Origin of the sequence: Curtobacterium sp. MCSS17_008 (assembly GCF_003234185.1) — a bacterium.
Classification (GTDB): domain Bacteria; phylum Actinomycetota; class Actinomycetes; order Actinomycetales; family Microbacteriaceae; genus Curtobacterium.
Genome location: NZ_QKSM01000002.1, coordinates 194,061 through 209,721 on the forward strand (window position 1 = coordinate 194,061; position 15,661 = coordinate 209,721).

The 15,661-nt window shown below is 72.4% G+C and carries 13 protein-coding genes; 11 read left to right on the forward strand and 2 right to left on the reverse strand.

Annotated elements, in window-relative coordinates; all coding sequences use genetic code 11:
- Positions 1-27 precede the first annotated feature (27 nt).
- From DEJ23_RS03760 to DEJ23_RS03810, 11 genes are all read left to right on the forward strand, one after another.
- Positions 28-2,976 (forward strand): DNA polymerase III subunit gamma and tau, encoded by a 2,949-nt coding sequence (locus DEJ23_RS03760; RefSeq protein WP_111238910.1) that lies wholly within the window; start codon positions 28-30, stop codon positions 2,974-2,976.
- Positions 2,976-3,575, forward strand: a complete 600-nt coding sequence (recR, locus tag DEJ23_RS03765) for a recombination mediator RecR (RefSeq protein WP_111238911.1) — start codon at positions 2,976-2,978, stop codon at positions 3,573-3,575. Before DEJ23_RS03760 ends, recR begins: the two co-directional genes overlap by 1 nt.
- A gap of 122 nt (positions 3,576-3,697) precedes the next feature.
- A complete protein-coding gene (locus tag DEJ23_RS03770; RefSeq protein WP_111238912.1) occupies positions 3,698-4,963 on the forward strand; it encodes an aspartate kinase in 1,266 nt (421 codons plus the stop codon).
- Positions 4,964-5,009: 46 nt separating this feature from the next.
- The gene (locus DEJ23_RS03775; RefSeq protein WP_111238913.1) at positions 5,010-6,059 is read left to right on the forward strand and encodes an aspartate-semialdehyde dehydrogenase; all 1,050 of its coding nucleotides are present in this window, start codon (positions 5,010-5,012) and stop codon (positions 6,057-6,059) included.
- A 134-nt stretch (positions 6,060-6,193) separates the two neighbouring features.
- Complete coding sequence (locus DEJ23_RS03780; RefSeq protein WP_111238914.1) at positions 6,194-7,681, forward strand: malate:quinone oxidoreductase; 1,488 nt, start codon at positions 6,194-6,196, stop codon at positions 7,679-7,681.
- Positions 7,682-7,727: 46 nt separating this feature from the next.
- Positions 7,728-8,933: an Rv2578c family radical SAM protein gene (locus DEJ23_RS03785; protein ID WP_111238915.1), complete on the forward strand. Its 1,206-nt coding sequence runs from the start codon at positions 7,728-7,730 to the stop codon at positions 8,931-8,933.
- A 157-nt stretch (positions 8,934-9,090) separates the two neighbouring features.
- The gene (locus tag DEJ23_RS03790) at positions 9,091-10,335 is read left to right on the forward strand and encodes a sensor histidine kinase (protein ID WP_111238916.1); all 1,245 of its coding nucleotides are present in this window, start codon (positions 9,091-9,093) and stop codon (positions 10,333-10,335) included.
- A complete protein-coding gene (locus tag DEJ23_RS03795; RefSeq protein ID WP_146240180.1) occupies positions 10,332-11,510 on the forward strand; it encodes a hypothetical protein in 1,179 nt (392 codons plus the stop codon). Before DEJ23_RS03790 ends, DEJ23_RS03795 begins: the two co-directional genes overlap by 4 nt.
- Positions 11,497-12,198, forward strand: coding sequence for a response regulator transcription factor (locus DEJ23_RS03800; protein ID WP_258375237.1), 702 nt, complete (start codon positions 11,497-11,499; stop codon positions 12,196-12,198). The genes DEJ23_RS03795 and DEJ23_RS03800 overlap by 14 nt, the downstream gene beginning before the upstream one ends.
- Positions 12,198-12,833 carry a thymidine kinase gene (locus DEJ23_RS03805; protein ID WP_111238918.1) on the forward strand — a complete coding sequence of 212 codons (636 nt, stop codon included), beginning with the start codon at positions 12,198-12,200 and terminating at the stop codon, positions 12,831-12,833. The genes DEJ23_RS03800 and DEJ23_RS03805 overlap by 1 nt, the downstream gene beginning before the upstream one ends.
- A gap of 121 nt (positions 12,834-12,954) precedes the next feature.
- On the forward strand, positions 12,955-13,992 hold the full coding sequence (locus DEJ23_RS03810) for an LLM class flavin-dependent oxidoreductase (RefSeq protein ID WP_111238919.1): 1,038 nt from the start codon (positions 12,955-12,957) through the stop codon (positions 13,990-13,992).
- 12 nt (positions 13,993-14,004) lie between these two features.
- Here DEJ23_RS03810 and DEJ23_RS03815 read toward each other — a convergent pair whose 3' ends face one another.
- Both DEJ23_RS03815 and DEJ23_RS03820 read right to left on the reverse strand, forming a co-directional pair.
- Positions 14,005-14,625: a response regulator transcription factor gene (locus DEJ23_RS03815; RefSeq protein WP_111238920.1), complete on the reverse strand. Its 621-nt coding sequence runs from the start codon at positions 14,623-14,625 to the stop codon at positions 14,005-14,007.
- Positions 14,622-15,647 carry a sensor histidine kinase gene (locus DEJ23_RS03820; RefSeq protein WP_111238921.1) on the reverse strand — a complete coding sequence of 342 codons (1,026 nt, stop codon included), beginning with the start codon at positions 15,645-15,647 and terminating at the stop codon, positions 14,622-14,624. The genes DEJ23_RS03815 and DEJ23_RS03820 overlap by 4 nt, the downstream gene beginning before the upstream one ends.
- Between the last annotated feature and the right edge of the window lie 14 nt (positions 15,648-15,661).

Consider the following 15,661-nt stretch of genomic DNA (forward strand, 5'->3'; position numbering starts at 1 on the left):
GTCGGCCGTCCCGGCTACCCTTGTCGCGTGGTCACCGCCCTGTATCGCCGTTACCGGCCCGAGAACTTCGCCGAGCTGATCGGACAGTCGCAGGTCACCGACCCGCTGCGGACCGCGCTGCGGACGAACCGCGTGAACCACGCCTACCTCTTCAGCGGTCCCCGGGGCTGCGGCAAGACGACGTCCGCCCGCATCCTCGCGCGCTGCCTGAACTGCGCCGAGGGGCCGACCGACACGCCGTGCGGCGTCTGCCCGAGCTGCGTCGAACTCGCCCGCGGCGGCGGCGGCTCCCTCGACGTCATCGAGATCGACGCCGCGAGTCACAACGGCGTCGACGACGCGCGCGACCTGCGGGACCGCGCCGTCTTCGCCCCGGCTCGCGACCGCTACAAGATCTTCATCCTGGACGAGGCGCACATGGTGACGCCGCAGGGCTTCAACGCGCTCCTCAAGCTGGTCGAGGAACCGCCCGAGCACGTGAAGTTCATCTTCGCCACCACCGAGCCGGAGAAGGTCATCGGCACCATCCGGTCCCGGACCCACCACTACCCGTTCCGGCTGGTCCCGCCGGCGACCATGCTCGAGTACGTCGAGCAGCTCTGCGCGCAGGAGTCGGTCTCGGTCGCGCCGGGTGTGCTCCCGCTCGTCGTGCGCGCCGGCGGGGGATCGGTGCGCGACACCCTGTCGTTGCTCGACCAGCTCATGGCCGGCAGCGAGGACGGTGCGATCGCCTACGAGCGCGCCGTCGCGCTCCTCGGGTACACCGACGCCGCGCTCCTCGACGACGTGGTCGACGCGCTCGCCGTGGCCGATCCGGCATCGGCGTTCGCCGCCATCGACCGGGTCGTGCAGACCGGGCAGGACCCGCGCCGCTTCGTCGAGGACCTGCTCGAGCGCCTGCGCGACCTGATCGTCGTCGCGGCCACGAACGAGAGCGCCGCGGCGGTGCTGCGCGGCGTCTCGCCGGAGGAGCTCGACACCATGACGCGCCAGGCGGGCGTGTTCGGCGCGACGGCGCTCTCGCGCTCCGCCGACATCGCCAACCGCGCGCTCACCGAGATGACCGGTGCCACGTCCCCTCGGCTGCACCTCGAACTCATGACCGCTCGCATGCTCGTCCCCGAGGCGGACGACACGCAGCGTGGGGCCCTCGCCCGGGTCGAGCGCCTCGAGCGCCGGGTCGGCGTCGGCGACGCCGGCGGACACCCGGCGTCGGCTCCGACCGCCCCGTCGGACGGGGCGAGCGCTCGTCCCGCCGATGCCTCGACCACCCGAGTGCAGCCGGACGGCGGGCGTGCCCCGGCCCCGTCGGCGGAGCAGGCCGCCGCGACCGGCCCGTCCGCTGTCTCCATGGCGCAGTCCGTTCCCGCCGCGTCCAAGGAAACGCCGTCGCGGACCGAGCCGCCGGCTGCACAGCGCGACCCCGGGGCCGCCGTCCGTGATGCCGCGGCCTCGTGGGCCGCCGTGGCACCGAGCACGACGGACGCCCCGGCCTCGTCGGGCCGGGCCTCGTCGGGCCGGGCCGCGTCTGACCCTGCTGTGCCGGCCCGTCCCCAGGCCGCGGCTCCGCAGGAGCCCGCGGGCACCGCGAACGGCTCGTCCACGGGGCAGGGCACTGCTGTGGGCGACGAGCCCGTCGTCCGTCCCGTCGCCGCCGTCGGGTTCCAGCAGCTCCGTGACGCCTGGCCCCAGGTCGTCGAGCACGTGCAACGTGCCCGGCGCTCCGCCTGGTCGGTCGTGGTCACGGCGCAGGTCACCGCGCTCCGTGACGACGTGCTCACCCTCACGTTCCCGAGCCACCAGGACGTGGCGTCCTTCAAGGAGATGTCCGACCCGTCGACGAGCGTGAGCGAACTGCTCCGCTCGGCGATCATCGACGTCCTCGGCATCCGGGTGAAGTTCGTCGCCCGCGGCCCCGGGCAGCAGCGTCCCGCCGGTGCGACCGGTGCTACCGGTGCAGACGGTGGTCGGCCCCAGCCGACGCAGCCCACGGGGGCGGTGCCGCAGCGGCCGACGCAGCCGACGGGGTCGCCGCAGCAGCAGCCGACGGGGTCGACGGGGTCGCCGCAGCAGCGGTCCGGTGGCGCGACGTCGCAGGCGAGCGGATCGCCGCAGCAGGACGAGCGGCAGCAGGCGCCACGGCAGGCCGTGCAGCAGCCGCAGCAGACGGCGCCGCAGCAGGCCGCGGCGCAGCGGGTCACCGCCCCGGCGCCGCAGCGGACGACGCAGGCGGAGCAGCACGCGCCCGAGGAGCGACGACAGCAGTCGTCGGGCTCGCCGCAGCAGCCGACCGGACAGCAGGAGCCGGCGACGACGCAGGGAGCACCCGAGCCGGCACCGGGCTCGAGCGGACCGGTCACGGACTGGGTGGTGGCCGCGATACCCGCCACCGACCCGACGGCCGGTGTGGTCCCGGAACACCTCGAACCGAGTTGGTCCGCCCCCTTCGGCACCACCGACACCGGGGAGCCCGTCGCGCCCGTCACGCCGGTGTCCGACCCCGCTGCCGATGCCGCGCTCGCCGCGCAGCTCCGCCCGGCCTCGACGCTCGGCGGCGGCGCAGAGCGCCCGCAGTCCGCAGTGCCGGCCCCGGCGTCGGTGTCCAGCACCCCGGCGGCGCCGGGCGCCGGGCCCACGGCACCGGCAACCGGCCCGGACGTGCCGGTCGACGACTACCCGCTCGACGACGACCCCTACGACGACGGTGCACCGTTCCCGGATCCGGGAACGGTGCCGTCCCAGCCCCAGCAGACGCCGACGCAGCGCCCGGCGGGCACGGCACCGGACCGGACCGGACCGGTGCAGCCGGCTCCGACGCAGTCCGCTCCCGCGCAGTCGGCGCCGGGGCAGCAGCGTCCGGCCACGCCCCAGGTGCGCCGCACCCCCGTGGCCGGCCGCTACGGCGAGGCCGTCGTCCGTGAGATCCTCGGCGCCCAGTTCATCGAGGAGACCGCCCTGCACGAGGAAGGCGCCTGATGTACGACGGCATCGTCCAGGACCTGATCGACGAGTTCGGCCGCCTGCCGGGCATCGGACCGAAGTCGGCGCAGCGCATCGCGTTCCACATCCTGCAGACCGAGTCGTTCGATCCCGCACGGCTGTCCGAGCTCCTGGCCGAGGTCAAGGAGAAGGTCCGCTTCTGCGAGATCTGCGGCAACGTCACGGAGAACGTGCAGTGCAGCATCTGCCGCGACCCGCGCCGGTCCCCGAGCGTGATCTGCGTCGTGGAGGAGGCGAAGGACGTCGCCGCGATCGAGCGCACGCGCGAGTTCCGCGGGCTCTACCACGTGCTCGGCGGCGCGATCAGCCCGATCGACGGCGTCGGCCCGGACGACCTGCGGATCCAGCAGCTCATGACGCGCCTGGCCGACGGCACCGTGGACGAGGTGATCATCGCGACCGACCCGAACCTCGAGGGCGAGGCGACCGCGACCTACCTGAGCCGCCTGCTCGTCCCGATGGGCATCCGCACCACCCGGCTGGCGTCCGGACTGCCGGTCGGTGGTGACCTGGAGTACGCGGACGAGGTCACGCTCGGCCGCGCGTTCGAGGGTCGCCGCGTCGTCGGGAACTGAGACCGACCCCGCGCAGGATCGTTGCGTCGGCACCGGCTGGCACGCAACATCCGCGGAACACCCTCTACGATTGACAGACCGCGCGATCGTCGCGGAACCATCGTCCCCGGGAGTACCAGCCAGTGGCCCTGATCGTGCAGAAGTTCGGTGGATCGTCCGTCGCGGACGCCGAGAGCATCAAGCGCGTGGCGAAGCGGATCGTCCAGACGAAGAAGGCCGGCAACGACGTGGTCGTGGCCGTCTCGGCGATGGGCGACACCACCGACGAGCTCGTCGACCTCGCGCACTCCGTCACGCCGATCCCCGCTGGTCGCGAGCTCGACATGCTGCTGACCGCGGGGGAGCGCATCTCGATGGCGCTGCTCGCGATGGCGATCAAGAGCCTCGGTGTCGAGGCGTCGTCGTACACCGGCAGCCAGGCCGGCATGCTCACCGATGCGCAGCACGGCAAGGCCCGCATCGTCGACGTCACCCCCAAGCGCGTGCGCGAGGCGCTCGACGCCGGGCACGTCGCGATCGTCGCCGGCTTCCAGGGCTTCAACCGCACGACCGGTGAGATCACCACGCTCGGCCGCGGTGGGTCCGACACGACGGCCGTCGCCCTCGCCGCGGCGCTCGACGCCGACGTCTGCGAGATCTACACCGACGTCGACGGCATCTTCACGGCGGATCCCCGCGTCGTGCCGAAGGCGCAGAAGGTCGACCGGATCACCAGCGAGGAGATGCTCGAGCTCGCCGCGTCCGGCGCCAAGGTCCTGTACATCCGTGCCGTCGAATACGCCCGCCGGCACGGCGTCACCCTGCACGTCCGTTCCTCGTTCAGCAACGCCGAGGGCACCATCGTCTACAACCCTGCAGAGGGGGAAACCGTGGAAGAACCGATCATCACCGGCATCGCCGGAGATCTCTCCGAGGGCAAGATCACCGTCGTCGGTGTGCCCGACACCCCGGGCAAGGCCGCCGAGATCTTCACGATCGTGGCCCGCGCCGGCGCGAACATCGACATGATCGTGCAGAACGTGTCCGAGGCCGTGACGGGCCGGACGGACATCTCCTTCACGCTGCCGAAGGACCAGGGGCAGGGCGTGCTGACCGCGCTCGAGGTCGCGAAGGCCGACATCGGGTACGAGGGCATCCAGTACGACGACCAGATCGGCAAGCTCGCCCTGGTCGGCGCCGGCATGCGCACCAACGCGGGCGTCTCCGCGGCGCTGTTCCGCGCACTGCACGAGGCCTCGATCAACATCGAGATGATCTCCACCTCGGAGATTCGCATCTCCGTCGTCACCCGTGCCGACACCCTCAACGAGGCCATGCGCGTCGTGCACAAGGCCTTCGGCCTCGACGCCGACCAGGAAGCCGTCGTCTACGCCGGCACCGGGCGCTGACCACGGCACCCGCCGCACCGGCACGACCCACGAGCAGGAGCACCACATGAGCACCACCGTCGCCGTCGTCGGCGCCACCGGCCAGGTCGGCGCCGTGATGCGCCGTCTCCTCGAGGAGCGCGCGTTCCCGGCCGACCGCGTCCGGTTCTTCGCCAGCGCCCGGTCCGCGGGCACCACGCTGCCGTTCCGCGGCGAGGAGATCGTCGTCGAGGACTCCGAGACCGCAGACCCGTCGGGCATCGACATCGCCCTGTTCTCGGCCGGTGCCACCGCCTCACGTGCGCTCGCGCCGCGGTTCGCCGCTGCCGGCGCACTCGTGGTCGACAACTCGAGCGCCTGGCGCATGGACCCCGACGTCCCGCTGGTCGTGAGCGAGGTGAACCCACACGCCATCGACGACGCCCCGAAGGGCATCATCGCGAACCCGAACTGCACGACGATGGCGATCATGCCGGTCCTCAAGGTGCTCGACACCGAGGCCGGTCTCCGTCGTCTCGTCGCCACGACGTACCAGGCGGTCTCGGGGTCCGGGCTCGCCGGGGTCGAGGAGCTGCTCGGTCAGGCGAAGGCCGCGCTCGAGCAGGACGCCGCCGCGCTCACCCACGACGGCGCGGCCGTGACCTTCCCGGAGCCGGTCAAGTACGTGCGCCCGATCGCGTTCGACGTGGTCCCGCTCGCGGGTTCCATCGTCGAGGACGGCATGGGCGAGACCGACGAGGAGAAGAAGCTCCGCAACGAGAGCCGCAAGATCCTCGAGCTGCCCGACCTGCTCGTCGCCGGCACCTGCGTCCGTGTCCCGGTCTTCACCGGGCACTCGATCTCGGTGCACGCCGAGTTCGCGCAGCCGCTGACGCCCGAGCGCGCCGCCGAGCTGCTCGCGGCAGCCCCGGGCGTCGAGCTCGCCGACGTGCCGACGCCGCTCCAGGCAGCGGGGCAGGACCCGTCGTTCGTCGGCCGCATCCGCGCCGACCAGTCCGCGCCCGAGGGGCGTGGCCTGGCGCTGTTCGTCAGCAACGACAACCTGCGGAAGGGCGCCGCGCTCAACGCGGTGCAGATCGCCGAGACGATCCTCGAACGCCGGACGGTGGCCGCCTAGGCAGACCGCCGGTCGCGAGGCGACCACGGGTCGCGACGCGACCGACACGCAGGACGGGAGGCCCGTGGCGAGACCGCCACGGGCCTCCCGTCCGTCGTGCCCGCCCTGTCAGCCCGCGCTTGTAGGATCGACGGGTGGCAGTGAAGCAGGTGGATCCGATCGACGTCGTCCTGGTCGGGGGAGGGATCATGAGCGCCACGCTCGGCGCCATCATCCACCGCCTCGAACCCACGTGGAAGATCCGCGTGTACGAGCGTCTCGGGTCCGTCGCGCAGGAGTCCTCGAACCCGTGGAACAACGCCGGGACCGGTCACTCCGCGCTCTGCGAACTGAACTACACGCCCGAGATGCCCGACGGCCACGTCGACATCGCCAAGGCCGTCACGGTCAACGAGCAGTTCCAGGTCTCCCGGCAGTTCTGGGCGCACCTGGTCGAGACGGGCGCACTGCCGCAGCCGTCGAACTTCATCAACCCGACCCCGCACATCTCGTTCGTCTGGGGGGCCGAGAACGTCGAGTACATGCGGAAGCGGTACGAGGCACTCAAGGACCACCCGCTCTTCGCCGGCATCGAGTACTCGGACGACCCAGCCCGGATCCGCGAGTGGGCGCCCGCGCTCATCCCGGGTCGCAAGAAGGACCAGCCGATCGCGGCGACGTACTCGGAGGCCGGTTCCGACGTCGACTTCGGATCGCTCACCCGGCAGCTCTTCGACGAGCTCGAGATCGCCGGCGTCGAGTTCGAGCCGTCGCACGAGGTGAGGAAGATCACGCGCTCGAAGGTGTCCGAGGGCTGGGCCCTCGACGTCCGGAACGAGGTCGGCCGGTCGACGCAGCGCATCGCGGCGAAGTTCGTCTTCGTCGGCGCCGGTGGCGGTGCCCTGCACCTGCTGCAGAAGTCGGGGATCCCGGAGATCCGCGGGTACGGCGGCTTCCCGGTGTCGGGCGAGTTCCTCCGCACGGACGAGCCCGAGGTCGTGCAGAAGCACGCCGCGAAGGTCTACGGCAAGGCGAGCGTCGGCGCTCCGCCCATGTCGGTCCCGCACCTCGACACGCGCATCGTCGATGGCAGGGCCTCACTGATGTTCGGCCCCTACGCCGGCTTCAGCCCGAAGTTCCTCAAGCAGGGTTCGCTGCTCGACCTCTTCCGGTCGATCCGACCGCACAACCTCCGGCCGATGCTCAGCGTGGCGTTCTCGAACTTCGACCTGGTCCGGTACCTCGTGGGGCAGCTCCTCGCGTCGAAGCAGACGAAGTTCGACGCCCTGCGGGACTTCATGCCGACCGCCGAACCGGACAACTGGCACCGCATCACGGCGGGGCAGCGCGTGCAGGTGATCAAGCCGGACCCGGAGAAGGGTGGCGTGCTGCAGTTCGGGACCGAGGTCATCACCTCTGCCGACGGCTCGATCGCGGGCCTGCTCGGCGCGAGTCCCGGAGCGTCGACGGCGGTGCCGATCATGCTCACGATGCTGCAGCGGTGCTTCCCGGACCGCTGGGACGCCTGGGCCCCGATGGTCCGGACGATGGTCCCGACCTACGGGAAGGACCTCGGCGCTGACCCGCAGTTGGCCGACCGGACGCTCGAGCACACCGCGAAGGTGCTGGGCCTGCACCACTGACCCGTCGCCGCTTGCACCGAGTTCGAACGTGTGTTCGAATGAGGGCATGCGGTGGAGTGGGCAGGCGATCGGTGCGGAACACGACGACGCGCTCCCGGGTCTCGAGTCGAACAGCGGGCTGGTCCGCAGCGTCACCACCCCGGAGTTCGCGGGCGTGACCTTCCACGAGGTACTGGCGAAGAGCGCACTCAACCGGGTGCCGGCGGCGGACGGCAGCGGCACCTACGGGTGGACGATCAACCCGTACCGCGGCTGCAGCCACGCGTGCGTGTACTGCTTCGCCCGGCCGACGCACACCTACCTCGAGTTCGACGGCGGTGCCGACTTCGACCAGCAGATCGTCGTGAAGACGAACGTCGCCGACGTCCTGCGGCGCGAGCTCCGTCGGCCGAACTGGGACCGGCACCCGGTGGCCCTCGGCACGAACACCGATCCGTACCAGCGCGCCGAGGGGCGCTACCGCCTGATGCCCGGCGTCATCCGCGCGCTGGCCGAGTCGGGGACGCCGTTCAGCATCCTGACCAAGGGCACGTTGCTCCGGCGCGACCTGCCGCTCCTGGTCGAGGCAGCACGGTCGGTGCCGGTCGACCTGGCGATGTCGATCGCCGTGTACGACGACGCCCTGCAGCAGCAGGTGGAGCCGGGCACGCCGACGACGGCCGCGCGCCTGGCGACGGTGCGGGCGATCCGCGACGTAGGGCTCGAGTGCTCCGTGTTCCTCATGCCCGTCCTGCCGTTCATCACCGACACCCGCGCGCACCTGGACGACGCCGTCGGGCGCGCTGCCGCCGCCGGGGCGTCGAGCGTCACCTACTCGGCGCTGCACCTGCGCCCCGGGGTGAAGCCGTGGTGGTTCTCGTGGCTGCAGCAGACCCGGCCCGACCTGGTCGCCCGGTACCGCTCGATGTACCTCGACAACACCTACGCCCCGGCCGACTACCGACGGTGGCTGGCAGAGCGGGTGCGCCCGATCCTGCGCGCGCACGGACTGGGGCCGGGACGCGTCGATCCGACGACCGGTTCCATGGGCTTCAGCGATCGTCGGGCCGACCTCGTCCCGGACCGGACCGCTGCGTCGACGGCGCCGACGGGGTCCCGACCGGGGATCTCGAACGGGCACCGGGTGCCCGTGTCGCTCGACGAGCAGTCCCGTCCGACCACCTCACCGCTCAAGCGGGCCGACCCCGACTGGGACCGCCGGTCCGCGGTCGTCGGCACTGCCGCCGGCGTGGGAGGCCCCACGTTGTTCTGAGGAGAGTCCACCTTCCGCGTCCGGGGGACACCCCGTGTCGGCGATCGGCGGTAACATCGAGCGGGTCGCCGGACCGTGCTCGATTCGGGGTACACGACAGCTCCCGCGCGGTCGTGACGGCCAGCGACCGGACGACTCCCGGAAGGACCCTCGACCCGTGCTCGGCATCCCCACGCACCTCGCTCCGCGGGTGAACGCGTGGTCGACCGTGCGTGCCTTCCACGCCGCGGCGGTCGGGTCGATCGTCGCCGCGGCGGTCACGCTGCTGCTCTACCGGCTCGCCGAACCGGAGGTCCGTGTCGCCGGCGCTGTGCTCGCGCTGCTGCCGATGCTCGGGATGATCGGCGTGCACGTGCAGCTCGGCACGTGGCGGTCCGCGGTCGCCTTCCTGCTCACCGGCGGTGTCTGCACGTGGTGGTTCACGGTGATCGTGCAGCGCGAGGTGCCCGCTGGGTGGGTGACCAGCTCCCTGCTGTCGCTCGCGGTGGTCCCGCTCGTGCTGGTCGGCGGCGCCGGAGCCGTCGCGGGACGCGTCGTGCTCTGGTCCGTTGGGGGGTTCCTGGTCGGGCGTCTCGCGGCCTCGATCGCCCTGCTGCAGGCCGGGGGACCGCCGCGGCCGCTCGTCCTGGCCTGGATCACCCTCGGTTTCGTGGTCGCGCTCGTGCTGTTCACCAGCCGGAACACGGCGCGGTCGGAGCGGGTCCAGCCCGAGCTCCTGCGCTCCGCGCGCGAGGAGCACGTCTCCGCCTACCGAGCCGGTGTCGAAGCCGAGGCCGCGGCCATCCTGCACGACACGGTGCTCAACCACCTCGGGGCCATCGCGCTGGCGCCCGACGGTCCGATGGACGCGCAGCTCGCCCGGACGGTCGAGGCCGACGTCGCCATGCTCACCGGCAGGCAGTGGCTCGCGCCGCAGGACCCCGCCGGCGAGCCGGACCCGGACGCCGCGGTCGCCGCGTTCACCGCGATGGTGGACGAGTACCGGGCCGATGGGCTCGAGGTCGCGGTCACCGGTGACCCCGCCGCCCTGTCCCGCCTCGACGCGTCCGGCATGACCGCACTGCTCCGCGCCGTCGGCCAGTGCCTGGCGAACGTCCGCAAGCACGCGGGCACCGACGCGGCAGAGGTGAGCGTGTTCGACGACGGTGCGTCGTGCACGGTCATGGTGGTGGACGACGGGCGTGGGTTCGACGAGCAGGAGACCGCGTCCGACCGGATGGGTCTGCGCGGCTCGGTGCGGGAGCGCATCGGCCGGGTCGGCGGCGACGTGCAGGTCTGGTCCTCGCCGGGCTCCGGGACCAGCGTGATGATGACCGTGCCCTACGAGCCGGTCCGGAGTCCTGCCGACGACGCCGGGTCCTACGCCGCGACCGGCGAGTCCGATCGGGGGAACACCCGGTGAGCCGGGTGGACGCGGTGCGCGCGGCGGCCCGGGGCTCGAGGACGGCGCAGCAGTACGACCCGCTCGGAGCGATGGGATCACGGCCGCTCGCCGTGGTGCTCGGCGCAGGCGGGGTGCTGTGGGCGGTCCTGGTGTCGGTGTTCGACCGCGACGTGCCCGGGTCCCCGACGCTCAGTGCCCTCACCGTGCTGCTCCTGGCGGCGTCCGGTGCCGTGGTGATCGCCGCGTCGTCGCCGTTCCGGGCCCCGTTCCCGCGGTGGGCCTACGTGCTGCACGTCGTCCTGCTCGGCGCAGCGTCGGTGGCGAGCGTCGCGGCGCAGTGGGGCCCCGACCGGAACGCCCTCAACGACTTCATGTGCCTGCTCACCGCGACCGGCATCGTGGTGGTCGCACCGTACCGACCGTGGCGGGAACTGGCGATCGGCGGTGCGGTGCTCGCGGTCGTCGACGCCGCCACGTGGGGCGTCGCGGCCTCCGTGTTCCCGCACCAGGTCCCCGTCTCCGTCGCCGCGTTCCTGAGCGCTGCGCCGACGCTCGTGCTGACCGCGGCGTCCGTGGTCTTCGCGTGGACCTTCGGCGGGCTGGCGGAACGGGTGCAGATCCGCGCGGGCTCGTACTCCGTCGCCCGTGCCGAGCGCGACGGCATCGCCGCGAGCGTGCAGCAGGACCGCTCCGTGATCCTCGCCCGCGACGTCGCGCCGTTCTTCGCCGAGCTCCGCACACGCGAGGTCATCACCGACGCGGACCGTGCCCGCGCCCGCACGATCGCGGACGGCATCCGGCGGGCCATGGTGGCCGACGCCGACCGGACGTGGTTCGAGTACGCGGTCGTCGTCGACGGTGGGTCGACCGAGTCCGTCGACGACCCGGACGGACTCATCGCGACCCTCGACGCCGACCAGCGGACGGTCGTCCGGACCTTCCTGCGTGCCGCCCTCGGCGCGGCCACCGTCGACCCGTCCCGCTTCCACGCCACCGTCCGGCGCGCGGAGGAACCCGGCGCGTCCGCCGACCGCGTCACGGTGCGGATGGAGGTCGCCGTCGACGACTCCGACGTCGGCATCCACCGCACCTTCGATCCGTACTTCGCGGTGCTCCGCGTGACCTTCCCCGACCTCGACGTCGCGGTCCGACCATCGTCCCTCGCACTAAGGTTCTCGTATGACCAGCACTGACCCGACCCGGACCACGGAGGGCGTGCCCCCGCTCCCGCAGCCCGGAACCCGACGCGTGCGGCTGGCGATCCTCGACGACCACGAAGTGCTGCTCGACAGCCTGTCGAGCTGGATCGCCGTGAACGCCTTCGACTTCGACCTCGCCCTCACAGCGCACACGTGGCTCGAGATGGTGCACAGCGAGAACTTCCCGACGGACCTCGTGTTCCTCGACTTCCAGCTCAAGGAACCGGTGTCCATCGAGGCGCGGGTGCGCACCTGCCGCGCGGCCGGCGCGAAGGTGATCGTGCTCTCGAGCGTCGACAGCCGCGAGTCCCGCGACCGTGCCCTCGCGGCCGGCGCAGCGGCCTTCCTCTCGAAGTCGTTGCCGATGCGCGAGGTCATGGACATCGCGCGCGAGGTCATGGGCGTCTCCCGCGAGACCCCGCCGCAGCGCGACTGGCGCCCGCTGCCGACCGGGGCGAACGCCCACCAGCGTCCGAAGCTCAGTGCGGGCGAGGAAGAGGCGCTGCGCCTGTACGTCTCCGGCTACTCGACGAACGAGGTCGCCGCGCAGATGAACGTGCAGTACGAGACCGCGAAGACCTACCTGCGTCGCGTCCGCGAGAAGTACAGCAAGGTCGGTCGGCCCGCGTCGAAGAAGTCGGACCTCATCCGCCGTGCCGCCGAGGACGGGTTCCTCGCGTAGTGGCGAAGCTCTACTTCCGGTACGGCGCGATGAACAGCGGCAAGAGCACCGGGCTCCTGCAGGCGGCGTACAACTACGAGGAGCGCGGGCAGCGCGTGCTGCTGGCCAAGCCCTCCGTGGACACGAAGGGCGATCGGGAGATCGTCTCCCGCCTCGGGGTGACGCGTGCGGTCGACGTCGTGTTCGCTCCGCACGACGACGTCCGTGCTGCCGTGGCCGATGCCGGCGCCACCGACCCCGAGTCGGACCGACTCGACGGCATGGTGCGGGCGGTGAGCTGCGTGCTCGTCGACGAGGCGCAGTTCCTCACCCCGCGCCAGGTCGACGACCTGCTCCGGATCGCGGTGCTCGACGACGTCCCGGTGCTCGCGTACGGCATCCGCACCGACTTCCGCACCGAGGCCTTCCCGGGGAGCGCCCGGCTGCTCGAGGTCGCGCACTCGCTCGAGGAGCTGAAGACCATCTGCCGCTGCGGTCGCAAGGCGGTCTTCAACGCGCGCAAGGTCGACGGCCGCTTCGTGTTCGACGGGTCGCAGGTCGCGATCGACGGCGTCGACGTCACCTACGAGTCGCTCTGCGCGAACTGCTACCTCAGCGAGTCCGGCGGGCGACTCGACGGCGAGCTCGCGCACTGACCCGGCATCCGGGCACGCCGTGACCAGGTGACGGACGGGAGGCCCGTGGCGGCGCCGCACCGCGCCTCCCGTCCGCCGTCGCTGGCGGAATGCGGCCGCCGTGGTACCGGTTGCACCCCGCATGAGCGACGCCACCGTGCACCTGTCCGTCCTCGACCTGGCCACGCGCGAGTACGGTCAGTCGAACACCGAGGCCCTGCAGGGCTCGATCGACATGGCCGTGCACGCCGAGCAGCTCGGCTACGAGCGCATCTGGGTGGCGGAGCACCACGGCATGCCGGGCATCACCTCGTCCGCGCCGGCGGTCCTGCTCAGCGCGGTGGGGGCCGCGACGTCGCGGATCCGGATCGGGTCCGGCGGCGTCATGCTCCCGAACCACGCGCCGCTCGTGGTCGCGGAGCAGTTCGGCACCCTGCGCGCGCTGTACGGTGACCGCGTCGACCTGGGCATCGGACGGGCCCCCGGCACCGACGGCGCCACCGCGATGGCGCTCCGTCGCACCGACCGTCTCGACGTGGACGACTTCCCGCAGCAACTCGCCGACCTCATCGGCTTCTTCACCGGGATGGACGAGGCGAACCCGCTGTCGCGCATCCGCGCCGTCCCCGGGTACGGCGACGTCCCGGAGTTCTGGCTGCTCGGGTCCTCCGGCTACAGCGCGCAGGTGGCCGGCGCGCTCGGCGTCTCCTTCGCCTTCGCGCACCACTTCGCGTCGGACAACACCGAGGCAGCGCTCGCGCTGTACCGGGACTCCTTCCGGCCGTCGCGGTTCCGGCAGACGCCCAACGCCCTCATCGGCGTGCAGGTCGTGACCGACGAGGACCCGGCGGTCGTCGAGGAGCAGAGCGCCCCGGGCATGATCTCGTTCATCCGGATGCGGCAGGGCGCGAAGCCCGAGCCGGTGTCGATGGAGGAGGCGCGGGCGTACGAGTTCTCCGACCTGGAGCGGCGGTTCATCGCGGCGCGGACCGAGCGGCAGGCCTACGGCTCGCGCGACCAGGTCGCGGCGAAGATCAACGACCTCGTCGCGTCGACCGGCGCCGACGGCGTGATCGTCGCCCCGGGGGCGGCGCAGGCGCGGTACCGGCACCAGGCGCTCGACGTGGTGGCGGCGCTGCAGGCCGAGGGGCGGCTCGTCCCGGCCGGCGCGACGGTCTAGCCGTCCCGCCGGTCAGCCGAGCAGACCGAGTCGGGTCGCAGCGGTGATCGCGGCGACCCGGGTGCCGACGTCGAGCTTCCGGTACACGTTGTAGACGTGTCGCTTCACCGTCCCGGTCGCGAGGCCGAGTTCGGCGGCGATCTCGGCGTTCGAGCGTGCGGCAGCGACCAGCCGGAGCACCTCGAGTTCGCGGTCGCTGAGCGGCGTACCCGCGCGAGCGCCGCTGACGAGGTCGACGGGGAACGTCACGGGGGCCGCGTCGGTGCGGGTCGCTCGGACGATGCGGTCGACGAGTTCCCTGCTCGGGGTGTCCTTCGTGACGAAGTCGACCGCCCCCGCGTCGAGCAGTGCCCGACGCAGGACCGCGTCGCGGTGCATCGTGAGCACGACGACCCTGATGTGCGGGTGGGTGCGTCGCACCGTCGCGATCGTGGTCCGCGCCGGAGGGCCGTCGAGTTCGACGTCCAGCAGGAGCACGTCGATGGCGGCCGCCTCGGGGGAGTCCAGGACGACGGACGGACGCGCGCCGTGCGCCACCACGCGGATGGTGGGCGCGGCCGACAGGAGCGCCGCGAGCCCCTCGCGGAAGAGGCGGTGGTCGTCGACGAGTGCGACGTGTGTGATGCCGCTCACAGGGATCCCCTCGGGACGGTCAGGCGGACGGTCGTGCCGGCACCCGGAGCGCTCTCGACGTCGAGCCGGGCACCGAGGACGCCGGCGCGTTCCCGCATCGTGCGCTGGCCGAGACGGCCCTCGGCATCGCCACCGGGCGTGAACCCGGGGCCGTCGTCACGCACGGTGACCACGACGGTACCGGGGGACCAGGCGAACGTCACCGTGGCCGTCGACCCGGGAGCGCGCTTCCGACGGTTGGTGAGCGCCTCGAGGAGGATCGTCAGCGCTTCCTCGGCCTTCCAGTTCGGCAGCGTGCCGACGACGCCCGTCGTCGTGATCGTCAGGAGGTCGTCCCCGGGGAACAGGTCGTCCACGTGCCGTCGGAGCGCGTCGTCGAGCCGGTCGTCACCGACCCGCGCGTGGAGGGAGACGGCGAGGTCCTGCACGTCGGTCAACGCGGCACGGAGCAGGCGTCCGGCGGCTTCGAGCTGCTCCGTCCGGTCCGGTGCCGGGGGATCGGTGAGGAGCACCAGGTCGAGCCGCTGCAGCCCGGCGAGGACGCCGTGGGCGACCCGGTCGTGCAGGTCCCGCGCGAGCTGGGTCCGCGCGTCCAGGTTCGCCGTGGTCACGCGCTGCCGGAGGGCCTCGGTGTAGGCGATCGCCCCGGCCGGGAACCGGCTCCAGACGCCCGCGTGCAGGGCGCGGGCGGCGCGGAGCACCTCGGCGGGCGTGCGGGCTCCGACCTCGTCCACGAACACCGGCAGGTACGCGTCGAAGAGCATCTCGGCGGCGAGCATCGCGCCGGCCGGGTGCTGGGCGTGCTCGGCGTGCAGGGCGCCGGTGGCGAGGTGCTCGGGGTCGAGGTAGCGATCGCTGACGATGGCGGGAGGACCGTCCCCGGCGTAGCGCGCGTGGGCGTCCGCGACCATCGACGTCACGTTCTCGAACAGGCTCTGCGCGAGGACGGGATCGTCGGCGAGGTGCGGGAAGCGGGCGCCGATCTCCGCGAGGACCACGGCGAGCGGGGCGGGGAGCGTCATGACGGTTGCGAGCG

Excerpts from the sequence above, each read along its gene's own strand:
- DEJ23_RS03820 (WP_111238921.1), bottom strand. The coding sequence starts at position 15,647 with ATGACGCTCCCCGCCCCGCTCGCCGTGGTCCTCGCGGAGATCGGCGCC.
- recR (WP_111238911.1), top strand. The coding sequence starts at position 2,976 with ATGTACGACGGCATCGTCCAGGACCTGATCGACGAGTTCGGCCGCCTG.
- DEJ23_RS03775 (WP_111238913.1), top strand. The coding sequence starts at position 5,010 with ATGAGCACCACCGTCGCCGTCGTCGGCGCCACCGGCCAGGTCGGCGCC.
- DEJ23_RS03810 (WP_111238919.1), top strand. The coding sequence starts at position 12,955 with ATGAGCGACGCCACCGTGCACCTGTCCGTCCTCGACCTGGCCACGCGC.
- DEJ23_RS03800 (WP_258375237.1), top strand. The coding sequence starts at position 11,497 with ATGACCAGCACTGACCCGACCCGGACCACGGAGGGCGTGCCCCCGCTC.
- DEJ23_RS03785 (WP_111238915.1), top strand. The coding sequence starts at position 7,728 with ATGCGGTGGAGTGGGCAGGCGATCGGTGCGGAACACGACGACGCGCTC.